The 14533-nt window shown below is 55.7% G+C and carries 13 protein-coding genes; 4 read left to right on the plus strand and 9 right to left on the minus strand.

Features of this window, described 5'->3' with window-relative positions; all coding sequences use genetic code 11:
* Position 1 precedes the first annotated feature (1 nt).
* Entirely contained in the window at positions 2-742 is a 741-nt protein-coding gene (locus ACK4S7_RS02020) for a TlyA family RNA methyltransferase (RefSeq protein WP_409644003.1), read from the minus strand.
* Positions 743-791: 49 nt separating this feature from the next.
* Between ACK4S7_RS02020 and ACK4S7_RS02025 the strand changes: the two genes are divergently transcribed.
* Positions 792-1322, plus strand: coding sequence for a hypothetical protein (locus ACK4S7_RS02025; RefSeq protein ID WP_409644005.1), 531 nt, complete (start codon positions 792-794; stop codon positions 1320-1322).
* A gap of 344 nt (positions 1323-1666) precedes the next feature.
* On the opposite strand, the gene ACK4S7_RS02030 is transcribed toward ACK4S7_RS02025, so the two are convergent.
* A complete protein-coding gene (locus ACK4S7_RS02030; protein ID WP_409644007.1) occupies positions 1667-2023 on the minus strand; it encodes a hypothetical protein in 357 nt (118 codons plus the stop codon).
* A gap of 179 nt (positions 2024-2202) precedes the next feature.
* Here ACK4S7_RS02030 and sppA point away from each other — a divergent pair, with 179 nt between their 5' ends.
* A complete protein-coding gene (gene sppA / locus ACK4S7_RS02035; protein WP_409644009.1) occupies positions 2203-4077 on the plus strand; it encodes a signal peptide peptidase SppA in 1875 nt (624 codons plus the stop codon).
* 19 nt (positions 4078-4096) lie between these two features.
* On the opposite strand, the gene ACK4S7_RS02040 is transcribed toward sppA, so the two are convergent.
* The 3 genes from ACK4S7_RS02040 to ACK4S7_RS02050 are packed head-to-tail and all read right to left on the minus strand — an operon-like array spanning position 4097 to position 6899.
* The gene (locus ACK4S7_RS02040) at positions 4097-4408 is read right to left on the minus strand and encodes a hypothetical protein (protein WP_409644011.1); all 312 of its coding nucleotides are present in this window, start codon (positions 4406-4408) and stop codon (positions 4097-4099) included.
* Entirely contained in the window at positions 4405-4941 is a 537-nt protein-coding gene (gene ppa, locus ACK4S7_RS02045; RefSeq protein ID WP_409644013.1) for an inorganic diphosphatase, read from the minus strand. Before ppa ends, ACK4S7_RS02040 begins: the two co-directional genes overlap by 4 nt.
* A gap of 20 nt (positions 4942-4961) precedes the next feature.
* A complete protein-coding gene (locus ACK4S7_RS02050; protein WP_409644015.1) occupies positions 4962-6899 on the minus strand; it encodes a M61 family metallopeptidase in 1938 nt (645 codons plus the stop codon).
* 79 nt (positions 6900-6978) lie between these two features.
* Here ACK4S7_RS02050 and hisS point away from each other — a divergent pair, with 79 nt between their 5' ends.
* Together hisS and prfA are read left to right on the plus strand one after the other, a co-directional pair.
* Complete coding sequence (hisS, locus tag ACK4S7_RS02055) at positions 6979-8199, plus strand: histidine--tRNA ligase (protein ID WP_409644017.1); 1221 nt, start codon at positions 6979-6981, stop codon at positions 8197-8199.
* Positions 8196-9275 (plus strand): peptide chain release factor 1, encoded by a 1080-nt coding sequence (gene prfA / locus ACK4S7_RS02060; RefSeq protein WP_409644019.1) that lies wholly within the window; start codon positions 8196-8198, stop codon positions 9273-9275. Before hisS ends, prfA begins: the two co-directional genes overlap by 4 nt.
* A gap of 42 nt (positions 9276-9317) precedes the next feature.
* On the opposite strand, the gene ACK4S7_RS02065 is transcribed toward prfA, so the two are convergent.
* The 4 genes from ACK4S7_RS02065 to ACK4S7_RS02080 are packed head-to-tail and all read right to left on the minus strand — an operon-like array spanning position 9318 to position 14321.
* Positions 9318-10385, minus strand: coding sequence for an LLM class flavin-dependent oxidoreductase (locus ACK4S7_RS02065; RefSeq protein WP_409644022.1), 1068 nt, complete (start codon positions 10383-10385; stop codon positions 9318-9320).
* Positions 10382-11284 (minus strand): aldo/keto reductase family oxidoreductase, encoded by a 903-nt coding sequence (locus ACK4S7_RS02070; RefSeq protein ID WP_409644025.1) that lies wholly within the window; start codon positions 11282-11284, stop codon positions 10382-10384. The genes ACK4S7_RS02065 and ACK4S7_RS02070 overlap by 4 nt, the downstream gene beginning before the upstream one ends.
* The gene (locus ACK4S7_RS02075) at positions 11281-12312 is read right to left on the minus strand and encodes a LacI family DNA-binding transcriptional regulator (protein ID WP_409644028.1); all 1032 of its coding nucleotides are present in this window, start codon (positions 12310-12312) and stop codon (positions 11281-11283) included. The genes ACK4S7_RS02070 and ACK4S7_RS02075 overlap by 4 nt, the downstream gene beginning before the upstream one ends.
* Positions 12309-14321, minus strand: coding sequence for an alpha-glucosidase (locus tag ACK4S7_RS02080; RefSeq protein WP_409644031.1), 2013 nt, complete (start codon positions 14319-14321; stop codon positions 12309-12311). The genes ACK4S7_RS02075 and ACK4S7_RS02080 overlap by 4 nt, the downstream gene beginning before the upstream one ends.
* Between the last annotated feature and the right edge of the window lie 212 nt (positions 14322-14533).

A 14533-nucleotide genomic window follows, 5' to 3' on the forward strand; every position in this document is an offset into this window, starting at 1 on the left:
CCTAGGCGTTTTGCGCCCAGATCAGGAATTCGATATTGCCTTGCGGCCCTGTGATCGGGCTGGTGGTCAGACCGTGCACCGTCCATTTTTGTTCCACTAACCATGACTTGATCTCGTCACAGACGCGGACATGGACGGTAGGGTCCCTGACGACGCCGCCCTTGCCTACTTCTTCACGGCCTGCCTCAAATTGAGGTTTAATCAGCGCGATCAGGTGGGCGCCGCTTTTTGCGAACGACATTGGCCGTTCGAGCACTTTTGCCAAGCCAATAAAACTTGCATCGCAAACAATCAGGTCGACGGGCTCCGTTATATGCGCTTGCGTCAAAATGCGAGCGCTGGTCTGTTCATGAACGACAACGCGCGGGTCTTGACGCAGTTTCCACGCCAGCTGGTTAGTGCCACTGTCGACCGCATAGACGCGCATTGCACCATTTGCCAGCAACACGTCGGTAAAGCCACCCGTCGAGGAGCCGACGTCAATGGCTACAGTGCCCACTACATCAATCGAAAAGACATGAAGCGCGTGCGCAAGCTTGATGCCGCCGCGCGACACCCACGGATGATCGCTGCCTCTAACGCTAATGTCTGCGTTCTCGGCGATTTGCTGGCCCGGCTTTTGCGCTTTTGTTTCTCCGATATACACATGGCCTGCCATCACCAGCGCCTGGGCGCGGGTTTTGCTTTCTGCAAGCCCGCGATCAACAATGATCTGATCTAGTCGTGTTTTTTTCGTCGCCATGTCGCAACGCGCTAGCGGACGGCGGGGGTTTTGGCCATAAGACAAAGCCATGCAAATCCGTCACCTGACCTTGATCGCAATAATGGCGCTCGCTGCGTGCGTTGCTCCTCCTCCTCAACCCGCGCCGAAAACGGTGTCGGCTCCGCCTCCAGTGGTTGTCACGCCCACGCCTGAGCCGCGACTGGCGGGGGACTGGAACGATTGGCCGTTTACACCTGGCAACTGGACCTACAGCCGTGATGGCCGGGGTTCTATGGGTGCGTTTGGCGCGCCGGGGCGAACTGCAACGGTTAGCTTACGTTGTGATGCGCAGAGCCGTCGGGTTTATTTGGCGCGGGAAGCATCAGCGCCCGGACAGCGAATGGTTATTCGCACCTCTACCGCTATGAAAGAGTTCATAGCCCGCGCTGTAAGCGCGAACACGGCTAATATAGCTGCTGAAATTCTGCCAAATGATCCGATCCTTGATGCCATGGCCTTTAGCCGGGGCCGCGTATTGGTCGAAGCCGAGGGGCAGCAGCCTGTAATCCTGCCTTCTTGGGCCGAAATAACGCGCATTGTAGAAGATTGCAGGGGTTGAAATCAGTGCCTGATATGTTTCGGCGCAGAACCTCAATGTTTGCCGGAAAAAAAAATTAATACAAGACTTGTTTAACACCGCGGTTTGATTCACCTTGGGAACTGCGGAGGGCAGATAAATGTTTGAAGCAAGCAATTTCCATTCAACGAAAGGAGGTGATCCGATGTCTCATGGTTCAGTTAAGAGGTCGGACAAATCCGTTCGGGAGATCGGCCGCTGAGCAAATCGGCGATGCCGGTCACGGCATGAAAGCAACTTCCGGCAGCGGGCGTCCGACCGCTGACCCATGTATAAGGGCCGCTGGATTACTCCAGCGGCCCTTTTTCAGTGGTTGTGCAGGGAACTTATGGGCGTGGAGGTGTTGTTCCGCCACTGTTGCCGGTCGTGCCAGTGCCGGTCCCTGTCGTTTCTGACCCGCTAGTGCCTGTTCCTGATCCAGTCTGCTGGCCGGTTTGGTCAGAGCCTGTCATGCCGGAGCTTCCAGCGGAACCTGTCGTCCCGGTAGTGCTGTCCGAGCCCATGGTGTCCGTTGTACCACCCATCGTACCGGCGGTGGTACCGTCTGTTGTGCCCATGGTATCGGCAGGCATTTCAGTGGTGGTATTGGCTGTTGCGTCATCGGCAGTTGTGTCAGTTTCATTGCCTGAACATGCAGCGAGCAGTGCCAATGGCGCTGCTGTAACCAAGATATATTTCTTCATTGTAATCGCTCCTTCTGGGACTTTGCGAACATTAACGCTAATGGATTGTTCCCAGATTCTGCCACAAACGCGGCAGGCTGATCGTCGCTGGTATGTTGCAAAGCTTTTTGTCGAACAGTGGTGGAATATTGTCGCGGAGCGCTTACATCAACTAGGTGGACATATAGGATATTGATAACATGCAGTTCGTGCGCATCAGCTGGAAAATATTGGTTGGATTAAAAGACCTGCTTGTCCTTTTGTTCATGTTGCTGTTTTTCGCCGCGATATTCGCCTTGCTTAATGCCAGTCCTAACCCCGCGATGGTGCGGGATGGTGCCTTGCTGCTCAAACTAGATGGCGTGGTATCCGAGCAACCGGCCGAGATCGATACTTTAACCACGCTGACATCATCGTCTATGCCAGTCGGTGAAATTCGCCAGCGCGACATCATCCGCGCTTTGAAACTTGCCGAAACCGATAAACGGGTGAAGGCAGTGGTTGTTGATATGGATCGGTTCATGGGCGGCGGACAGGCAAGTCTTGCGGCGATCGGCAATGGCCTCGATGCAGTTAAAAAGGCAGGCAAGCCCGTTTATGCGTTTGCCACCGCCTATACCGACGACAGTTACCAGCTTGCCGCGCACGCAACCCAAATTTGGATGGACCCGCTTGGCGGTGCCTTGCTTGCCGGACCCGGCGGGTCGCAACCTTATTATAAAGGTTTGCTTGACCAACTGGGTGTGAAGGCAAACATTTACCGTGTCGGCACTTACAAGAGCGCGGTCGAGCCTTTTATGCGGTCTGACCAATCAGCTGAGTCAAAAGCTGCGATAAAAGGCGTGTATAACGAGGTGTGGGGGCAATGGAAGACCAATGTCGCAAAGGCTAGGCCGCAGGCACAATTAGAACAGTTGCTGACAGACCCAGCCGGCGCAGTGGAGGGCGCGAAGGGGAATCTGGGGCAGCTTGCCTTGACGACCAAGCTCGTCGATAAGCTGGGTGACCGTATCGCTTTCGGCAAGTTCATCGCGACAAAAGTTGGCGCTGATGACAAAAAGACGACCGGCGGGTTTGCTCATACGCCAATGGACTCGTTGCTGGCGCATTATGGCCCTCCTTCGGCCGGAAAACAAATTGGTGTGGTGACAATTGCGGGTACGATCGTAGACGGCGAAGGTGGTCCGGGTTCGGCGGCGGGCGATACGGTCAGCGGATTGATTTATGATGCACTCGATAACAAGGATTTGAAGGCACTCGTCGTTCGCGTAGATTCTCCCGGCGGGTCGGTCACAGCATCGGAAAAAATCCGCCTCGCGATTGATGCTGCCAAAGCAAAAAACATTCCGGTTATTGTTTCCATGGCAAATCTGGCCGCAAGCGGTGGATATTGGATTTCGCTGCCTGCAGACGTGATTTATGCTGATCCAGCAACGATCACAGGGTCAATCGGAATATTCGGGGTCATTCCAAGTGCGGAAGCCGGCCTTGCCAAAATCGGCGTGAATGCTGATGGCGTTAAAACAACGCCGCTATCCGGTGAACCCGATATCCTCAACGGGTTTAGCCCTGAGTTTGACCGCGTAGCACAAAGCGCGATCGAAAATGGTTACCGCCAGTTTCTAAACCGCGTTGCCGCTGCGCGCAAGAAAACGCCAGAACAGGTGGATGCAGTTGCGCAAGGTCGCGTTTGGGCAGGCGGCACAGCGCGGGAACTTGGCCTTGTTGATCGCACCGGAGACATGAACGATGCGCTTGCGGAAGCTGCAAAGCAGGCGGGTTTAAAGCCTGACGGCTGGCATGCCGTTTATATCGAGCCACCTGTCAGTTTCACCGGAACATTGCTTCGGGGATTGATGCCAAAACGCGCAGAGGCCATCGCGCCGATGGACATATTTGCCCATGCCGCCTGGCAGCAGAACCTTTTCGTGCAACGGGTTGCCACCGATCTCGATATGATGACAGGCGTAAAGGGTATTCAGGCCAAATGTCTGGAATGCGGAGATTTCGCTCCACCCGCGTCGGCGGCACCGAACAATAGCTGGCTAGCCACGTTAATCAGGGCGATAAGCTGACGCCAAAGCGCGGTGACGGTTATGCCTTCACCGCGCAAATCAGTCCTGATGACGTCGCAACGCCCAAAATCTCGGGGTCCTGCAACGAACGTGTTCGCCGCAGGAATTCGTCGACTGTCACAGTTCGCATGTCCTGCCCGCGCAACTTTTTAAGCCCGTTCAGCTTGTTTAGCTGAACAAGAGAAAGCCTGTCGACCATCCGGTCCGCCATGCAGGCGGCGATGGGTCTGGAAAGACCCGCATCCATTAGAGCGGTACGAATGCGGGTTTCCGGCGTAGCACAAGCAGATAGCGACACTGCAGCCAAGCTAACCAGTGCAATCCGTTTCATATGCCCTGTTCCTTCGCACGTTCAACGCATTCGAGGATAATACGCTTAGCGTCTTGTTCGTTACCCCAGCCATTGAGCTTGGCCCATTTTCCAGGCTCCAGATCTTTATAGTGGGTGAAAAAATGCTCGATCTGCTGAAGCACGATAAGCGGCATGTCCTTGTACGTGACGACATCCGAATAATAAGGGAAGGTTTCGTTCACGGGCACGCAAAGTAGCTTTTCATCGCCGCCCTTGTCGTCTTCCATCATCAGCACGCCAATCGGGCGGCATTTCACGACGGCGCCAGCAATGATTGGTGAGCGTGCAACAACCAACGCATCCAACGGATCGCCATCTTCGCCCAAGGTATGAGGCACAAAACCGTAATTGGCGGGATAGCGCATCGGCGTGTGCAGAAAACGGTCAACAAATAGCGCGCCTGACGCTTTGTCGAATTCATATTTCACGGGTTCGCCGCCAATCGGCACTTCGATCAGGACATTGAGGCTTTCAGGCACATTGTCGCCTGCCGGAATAAGGTCAATACGCATGGGAGAATGCTTTCACGTTGTTATAATTTGGTCCGCCGCGGGGTCAGCAAACGGTCGATTGCCGTCTCGCCTTGGCCCGTAGCTTCGAGGTGCGGATAGCGCAAACCGCCTGAATAGGCGATGTCTATTTGTACATAACGTTTGTTGCGCTCTATTAGCAGTCGGACCGGGGTTTTCTTGTCCTTTGCCGCCTTAATCGCGGTGGTTAGCCCATCCTTTGAATAAGCATAGCCGTCTACCGCGATGATTTTTGCGCCACTGACGATGTTTGCCTTAAACGCAGGGCTGTTCCACAACACGGAGGTGACGACCGCATCCTTGTTCAACGTCATTCCAAGCGAATGCGTGAGGTTGAAGTTGTTACCTTCCTTCATCAATTCCTTGTCAAAGACATTGGGTTCTTCTCTCCACACAAGCTTGTAACCACCTTTTTCGAGACCGCTGAGTGGTGCAGGCTGGCCCGGCTGGCGCAATTTGGTGTCGAGGAACTTGGCCCAATCATAGGGCTGCACAGCGTTTAATGTGCGGACGACTTCGTCAAAGTCATAAGTCAGCACACCCCAATCACCGTTGCGCATTCCGAAAAAGGCCTTGGCGAAATCGTCGAGCGACTTTGTGCCTTTCGACAATTGGCGAATGGTCATATCGGCATCAAGCCAGATCAACGAGCTTTCGTTATAATAATCCTCACCGCGCGACTGGCTGGCGAAGGGCTTTGCCTTGCGGGCGCCGAAGATTGGGTCGTGCGTTGTGTCTTCGACCGAACGCCATGCGCGACCAGGTTGTTCAGCGTAAAATCCAGCATATTTCGCCCATTCGGCGAGCACCATTTCCTTGGACTGTAGCCCTGACCGCGCACCAAGGACCAAGTCCCAATAGCTAGTCTGCCCTTCATAAACCCACAGCAAATTGTCGCGCATCGGGGTCGAATAATCGGGCGTCCACATGGTGGCAGGACGACGAAACTTGCCATTCCAGCTATGGATCAGTTCATGCGGCAATAGGCCGCGTTCCGACATGTTGTCATCCCATTCGACGAAATAATCGGTTTCGCGCGTGTTTTCCGAACTGCGGTGATGCTCAAGACCAATGCCACCAAGCTGCTCAGTCAGACCGAGAAGAAATTCGTAACGGTCGAAATGCTTTGCGCCGAACAGCAACAATGATTCATCGACCAAAGCGCGGTGCGCCGCGATCTGTTCAGGCTTGGCTTCAAGAAATTTCGGAGCATCTGCCCAGACGTTTAACGTGACGTTATTGCCCAGGTCCCATTTTTTGTAATGCGGGCCAGCGAACATTGGGCTGTCCACCAGGGTTTCAAAGCTGGTCACGTCATAATCGATGCGATTGCCGGAGATCTTTGCACCATCAAGTGCGGCAACACCGATCCATCCGGCGGGCAACGTAATCGAAGGTTTGACCTGGATCGCGCGGGTGAAATGGCCGGCCGGATATAATGCAACCTGTTCCCATTGCACGTTCATCATGTTGGGCGTTACGTTTATGCGTCCCTCGCTCTCGCGCACCGGAGCAGTGAACTGGAATTCCACATCGACCGATGAAGTCCCTGTCGGCACGTCAACATGAAAGGCATAAACCTGCACGGGATCACGTGTCCAACGCAACGCCTTGCCGCCAGCGCGGATCATCAGACCAGTCATTTCGGCCAAGGCACCGCGCGGGCCATGCTTGCCTGGCAGCCATTGCGGATAGAGCAGGATAAAGGGCTTACCGGTTTCAACGGGAATGGTCTGCTGCACCTGGAAAATGGCGCGATCGATATCCGTCGCGTCAACTTTTAGGATCATCGGCGCCGTCAGAGGTCGGTCCTGCGGCTCCGGGATAGTGGAAACGATTGCCACGGGCTGCGGCGCGCTGTTTTGCGCGGATGCTGCGGAAATGATGCTGGTGGAAAGGGCGAATGCGGCAATGGCGCGCGTCAATATGCGTGAATTCATCCCGCAGACTCTGGCGAATGCGCTGCGCTGCGTCCAGCCCTATTCCACTAATAACAATTAGCCGCTAGGGCGCTTGTCCATGGCAAAGATACAGACCCCCCAAGCCGTGCGCGGCACGCAAGACATGTTCGGAGAAACCGAGGAACGCTTCGCGCATGTGGTTGCAACGTTTGAACGCGTGCGCAGGCTCTATGGTTTTAAGGGCCTTCAACTGCCGGTCATTGAACCGACCGCCGTTTTTTCGCGCAGCCTCGGCGAGGCGACTGATGTTGTTTCCAAGGAAATGTACAGTTTCGAAGACCGTGGCGGTGATTCCATTACGCTTCGCCCTGAATTTACTGCTGGCATCGCGCGTGCGTATCTGACCAATGGCTGGCAGCAATTCGCGCCGATGAAACTGTCTGTGCATGGGCCGTTGTTCCGTTACGAACGCCCGCAAAAGGGCCGTTATCGGCAGTTTCACCAGATTGATGCCGAAATCATCGGCGCGGCGGAACCTGCGGCGGATGTTGAATTGTTGGTGATGGCGGATCAGTTGCTTAAGGAATTGGGTATAAATGAAGGCGTGACGTTGCAGCTTAACACGCTTGGCGATACGCCAAGCCGCGATGCATGGCGTGCGGCCTTGGTTGGCTATTTTAACGATCATAAGAATGTGTTGTCTGAAGACAGCCTTGCGCGGTTGGAGAAAAACCCGTTGCGCATTTTGGACAGCAAAGACCCCAAGGACCGCCCCGTAGCCGACGCCGCGCCGGTCATCGACGATTATCTTTCGGGTGAAGCACAGGATTTCTTCGGCGCAGTGACTGCTGGCCTTGATGCCGCTGGCGTCGCGTGGACCCGCAACGCTGCGTTGGTGCGCGGCCTCGATTATTACCGCCACACGGCGTTTGAATTCGTCACGGATCGGCTTGGCGCGCAGGGCACAGTGCTGGGCGGCGGGCGTTATGATGGCTTGATTGAGAACCTAGGCGGACCGGCAACGCCAGCTGTCGGCTGGGCTGCGGGGATTGAGCGATTGGCGATGTTGGTGGAGTATGAGCCTACAAATCAGCTTGAGGCAATGATTGTCCTTGAGAACGACAGCGGCATGAAGCACGCCATTACGCTTTTGAAGAATCTTCGAATGGCAGGAATTTCGGCGGATATGATTGCAACGGGTTCACCTAAAAAACGATATGATAAGGCGGTTAAACAAAATCCTGCCGCCATTCTTCGTGTGAACGAGGATGGATACTACGGATATTCGAGCGACGTCGATAATGGCCAGCTCAAGCAATTTCTTCAGTCTCTGGCATGAGCAAAATTTCCCCGCACCGCATTGCGCAGATTGAATCGCGCTTTTCCGAGCTTGAGGCACGCATGGCTTCGGGGCAGTTGGAGGGCGATGGTTTTGTGGCGGCGTCCAAAGAATATTCCGAGCTTGAACCTGTGGCCAAAGCTGCCGCAGAGGTCCGCCGGTTGCGCAAGGAAATCGAAACGCTTGAGCACATGGCCCAGGATTCCTCGGACCCCGATTTGCATGACATGGCGGTCGAGGAACTGGACGACGTCACACATCAGCTTTCGGAAGCAGAGACATCGCTTGCGATATCGTTGCTGCCCCGCGATTCGGCAGATGACCGCCCGGCAATGTTAGAAATTCGGGCGGGCACAGGCGGCGACGAGGCCGCATTGTTCGCAGGTGACCTGTACCGCATGTACGAACGTTATGCCGCAGGGCAGGGCTGGAAGATCGAACCGATTTCGGTCAGTTCATCCGATGTTGGCGGTTTCAAGGAAGTCGTTGTCGCGATCAAGGGCACCGGCGTGTTCGCCAAGCTGAAATATGAAAGCGGCGTCCACCGTGTACAGCGGGTGCCGGTTACGGAAAGTGGCGGACGGATCCACACCAGCGCAGCCACCGTAGCCGTTTTACCAGAACCGACTGAAGTCGACATCCATATCGAGGCACGCGACCTGAAAATCGACGTCTACCGCGCAAGTGGTGCTGGCGGGCAGCACGTCAACACGACCGACTCCGCCGTGCGCATCACCCATCTGCCGACCGGCATCGTCGTGACCTGTCAGGACGGCCGTAGCCAGCACAAGAACAAGGAGCAGGCGATGCAGGTCCTGCGTGCCCGGATGTATGAAAAAGAGCGTGAGGAGGCTCAGGGCGCCGAAGCAGAGGCACGCAAGGCCATGGTCGGTTCAGGCGACCGTTCTGAACGCATCCGCACTTACAACTTCCCACAAGGCCGCGTGACCGATCACCGTATCAATCTGACGCTGCACAAATTGCCCGAGATTTTGGAAGGCGGCGGGCTTGGAGAGTTGATTGCGGCCCTGGTTGCCGAAGATCAGGCCGAGCGCATGGCTGGGCTGGGGGATTAATCGCCTCTCCCCTCCCGCCTGCGGGAGGGGAACTAGTTCCGTCTAAACCTCCAACCGCCCATGCTCCAACCGGGGCAACACATAACGCGCGAACATGTCGCACTCGTTGATATGCGGGTAGCCAGACAAGATAAACGCCTCGATACCGACTTCGCGATAGGCATTGATCTTGGCCAGCACCTGGTCGGGGTTGCCGACGATAGCTGCGCCACAGCCTGATCGTGCGCGGCCGATGCCGGTCCACAGATTGTCTTCCAGATAACCGTCATTTGCGGCTGCCTGCTCGCGCAGCTCCGCTTGATGCGCGACGCCAAAGGTTTGGGTGTCGAGCGATTTATTGCGGATAGCTTCACCTTGTTGTGCATCCAGCTTGGACAGCAGGCGGTCGGCAAAGGCCCGGGCCTCGGCCTCTGTCTCGCGGACGATGACATGCGCACGGAAGCCATATTTCAACGTGCGGCCGAACTTGGCGGCGCGTGCGGTCATATCCTCGACCAAGTCCTTGGCACCTTGCACAGTTTCGGGCCACATGAGGTATACGTCGCAGCCTTCAGCAGCAGCTTCCTTCGCGGCGGGCGACAAGCCTCCGAAATACAACGGCGGGCATTTGCCGCTGACGGTCTTCATGCGCGGTGGGTCAAGATCAATCTTGTAGTGCTCGCCATCAATCGACAGATGCTCGCCGTTTAGCAACGTCTTCAGTATGTGCATTACCTCGACAGTGCGGCGATAGCGTGGTTCGGAGTCCATCTTGTCGCCGGGCAAGTCCGACGAAATGATATTCACGTTTAATCGTCCACCTGAAATCTGGTCCAGCGTGGCGATCTGCCGCGCAAGCTGGGGTGGCCAGCTTTCGCCAATGCGCACGGCCATCAGCAACTTGATGCGCGTGGTCAGTGCAGCAATGGCGCTGGCAAAGGCCGTGGTATCAAGGCCAAGGGCATAGCCAGACGGCAGCAGGATATTGTCAAACCCGCCCTTTTCGGCTGCAAGCACGATATTGCGGCAATGCTCCCAGCTCGATGCCAACATCGGGTCGGGCATGCCCAAAAATTCATAATCATCATCGCACAAGGCGGAAAACCAGCTAACTTCGACAGGCTTGTTCATGGCAGTGGCACTCCTCTTGCGGCAACCAGTACACTGTACCAATCTGCGCGGGTCCATTGGATTTTGAATGCGTCTGCTGCTTCGATGATACGCGCAGGATTTTGCGAACCAACAATCGGAATGGGCCGGGCAGGGTGTGCCATGATCCAGCTGTAAGCAGCAGCCGTGCGCGATACACCATGCGCGGCAGCAACGCCCGACAGCGCAGCGGCCACATTTTGTTCACGCGCGTTGGCCGGCTCACCAATGCGGCCACCGCCTAACGGCGACCATGCCATTACAGCAAGGTCCATGGCCATAGCTTGGTCAAGCTCTCCATTTTCGATGGTGTCGATGCGTAAGGGCGACAGTTCCGGCTGAGTCGACACAATGGGAACCGCGCTGAATTGTGCCAGCGCCGTAATTTGCGCTTGGGTAAAGTTGGAAACCCCAAACGCCCGGATTTTGCCAGCTTTGTGGGCATCTTCGATTGTGCGCGCGATTTCTTGCGGGTGCGTCAACACGTCAGGGCGGTGAATTTGCCATAGGTCGATGCGGTCGGTGGCCAACCGGCACAGGCTGTCATCAATCGCTTTGGTCAGATATTCTGCGCTGCTGTCATAAGGCGTTGGCGGGGTGATGCCGCCCTTGGTCGCCAACACCATGCGCTCTCGATATTCAGGCGCCTCTGCAAAAACCTGGCCAAGCAGTTCTTCGGCCTTGCCAAAGCCTTGCTCGCCGAAACCGTAAATGTCGGCAGTATCGAACAGGGTTATGCCAGCTTCAAACGCGGCGTCGATGGCGGCGCGCGCGGCGGCAAGTTCAAGCCCAGCAAAGCGCCACATGCCCCAGGCTAGGGAGGAAATTTCTATGCCGCTTTTGCCTAAGCGACGCGTAAGCGAGGGTGACGGAAGGGTCATGTATTTTTGCTCTTTTTTGGTGAAGGGAAATAGGGCGGGGCCACGGATTCGCGGCTGATAAGTTCATGCGGCAAACGACGATGTTCAATGCCGCCCTCGCCAAACAACAAGTCGGCGGCGGTCGATGCGAGATCGCGAACGGGTTGACGCACCGTGGTCAGTGGCGGCCAAACCACGCGCGCAAGCGTGGTATCGTCAAAGCCAGCGACCGAAAGCTGCTCGGGGATTTGAATGCCGCGCCGATGCGCGACGGCGAGCACGCCCGATGCCATGTCGTCATTGGAAGCGAAAATCGCAGTGGGCGGTTGCTTGAGCGACAGGAATTGGTCGGTTGCAGCGACACCGCTTTCGAAATCAAACAACCCCTCAGCAATCAAGTCGGCATCCACTAAAATACCAACGCGGCCCAAAGCGCGTTCATAGCCAGCCTGACGCTCGGTGCTCGCCATATGGTTCGGGTGGCCCTTGATGAAGCCAATGCGCCGATGCCCGATGTTGATGAGCTTCGTCGTCATGTCATCAGCGGCCTGCATGTCATCCATAAACACCGAACTTGTCAATGCATGGTTGGTGCCGGGCGAAATGCGTACGAACGGAATGTTGAGCGCCTCTAGCGCATTTAGCACGGGAACGCAGTCCGTCACGGGCGAAGACAATATGGCCCCGTCGACATGGGTTTGCCGCACCATACCGCGTACTTGCTCGCCGACATCGGGGTCAGCGACATCCACAGGCTGTGCGATCAAACGCATGCCCTCTTCATGGCACCGATCCCAGCATCCTTGCATGATTTGATGCATATAATAAGGGCTGTGATTGTCGTAGATCAGCGCAATCTGTCCGGATTTGGTGCCAGCCAGAATGCGGGCAGCGATGCTCGGACTAAAGCCAAGCTCCGACATTGCGGCGTCGACCTTTGCTTTGGTGGTCGCGCTCACATATGGATGGTTATTGAGTACGCGGCTGACAGTCTTTACCGCCACGCCTGCAAGCTTTGCAACGTCGCGGATATTGGCTCGGGGATTCATGCGCCAAATGCCTTGCGGATGGATGCGAACAACGCCGCATGCGCGCTGTCGGCGCGCGTGAAAACGGGAGGCTGGCCATAAGGCGCGGCAATTTGGTACGTGCCTTTATCAAAGGTCTCGCCAGACCACAGATGGATCCAATCACCGTCGGGTATCACCACCGGGCGGCTATCCTTTCCCTCTTCGACGATAGGTGCGACGATCATCTCGGCACCATAAAGATATTGGTCCTGAATGTTGTAATATTCGGGTTCTTCATAATGCAGGAACATTGGCCGTTGCAGTGGCAGGCCCGTTGCAACGGCTTCATTACACAGTGCGCCAACATAAGGCGCCAGTTGGGCATGAACCTGGCTCATTCGCGCGAAATGGGCGAGGATCTCCGGGCTGCTGTCGAGTTGCAAATTGTCGGCCGGGCGGTTGCCTTCATGGCTCCGCATCACAGGGGTAAAAGCAGCAAGGTCGATCCACCGGTGCATCAGTTCAGCGGTGCGTACGACACCGTGCAGGCTTGTGTAGCCGCCCAAGTCGCTATGGTGATAGGCATTGCCGAGCAGGCCGGATGATAATGCAGCAGTGATGACTGTGTTGATGCCGTCATGGCGTGTGAAATCCACACATTGGTCGCCTGCCCATAATAAGGGGCAATGCGCCTGAACGCCGGAGAAGCCAGCGCGCATGAAGAAGGTCGCGTCATGCGTTTTGCCGCGTGAGGCGATGGCATCAGCGTTGACCTTCGCCCAAAGCACTGGCCAACGGTTATGCGCTTCCATTGGGTCAGAGCCGTCAAACAAGCGGACATCAGTTGGCAAATATTCGCCGAAATCCGCCATCCAGCCCGAAAGCCCGAAATCGAGCATTTCTTGGCCAATGATGCGGTCGGCAAACCAATTTGCGGCATCGGGATTCGTGAAATCCACCACGCCTGCATCAAATTCGCCAAAGTCGACGGCGTAAGGCGCGTCGCTGTTTTGCCGCAGCGCGAGATAATTGTTGGCCAGCGCCTCTTGATACAACACGCCATCAACGGCCAGATAAGGGTTCACATAGCCCAGAAAGCGCACGCCACGTTCGGCCAGTTCAGCAATGCGTTGCTGCAAATTGGGATAACGCGATGCATTCCATTTCCAATCCCAGAACAAGCGCTTTCCAAAGCTGGTTTGCCGGATACCAACCCAATCTTCACACCAAAGGCCCGTGATCGCGGCACCGGAGGCCGCAATGGTCTCGAAGCGACCAAATGTGTCCGCACCGTCTTTCAAGCCCACAATTGCGCCCGAAATTGCCCAGTCGGGCAAGGGCGGTTGTCGGCCAAAACGGTCTGACAATTTGGTTACCAATTTCGGCAAAGAAGGGGCGTCAAATAATTCCACATCGATATTCGCCGACCAGCATTCGATGCCAACGCGGCCCTGCTCGGTCAGATCAAGTACCGAATAAGCGCCGGTTTCAAGGTGAACAGCGTAACGCCTCGAACTCACCCAAGTGGGCTGCGGATAGTTGGTGGTCCAGTAATCACCGCCAGCCAATCCTTCTGTATCCATGGTTTGCGTCAACTTGGTTGATTTATCGCGCCCAACGCCAGGTTCCGACGTCCAAAACGGGAAACGATGGCCGTTAAGTCGCAGATAAGACATCTGCTCGCCTCCACCCCAGAATGCTTCCAAAGGGTCGCACTGCATTGTGAGCCACAGCCGGTTAAAAGAAGGATCAGAGCAGCGTAATTTTACGACCAGGCGTTGTGCATCCTGAACGATATCAAGCGTAACGACTGCTTCTGGACACGCTGCATTCCATAGCCGGATGGTACCATTTGTGCCTTCAAAGCAATCCAATTGGAAGCTGCGTTCGACCACATCGTCGATTCGGAAATTGCCGCGAACCATGTCCAGAATAGGCGCCCCGATTCCGACGGCAATCGCGGGCGTTCCTGTGCGATGAGACAGCACGGATACATCATCGCGCAGCAGGTCAAAGCCTTCTGATTGCATGATGAATTTAAATGGCAACGCCTGTCCCTCTCGCAGCTGAAGGTGGCAACTATGGCATCGTTGCAACAGTCCCAGCCTAAATATTGTCGCTATATGACACCGCTAGACATATCAAGCCAGTTTGGTTACATCAAGACCGTTATCAACGAAGTAAAGCCGACCTGCAAAGTTCAACAGGGCTAGATGGACCTGCGGAAATTGCCAAAACAGGCGGTAATTTAGGGAGGCAC

Origin of the sequence: Sphingorhabdus sp. (assembly GCF_046292425.1) — a bacterium.
Taxonomy (GTDB): Bacteria; Pseudomonadota; Alphaproteobacteria; order Sphingomonadales; family Sphingomonadaceae; genus Sphingorhabdus_B.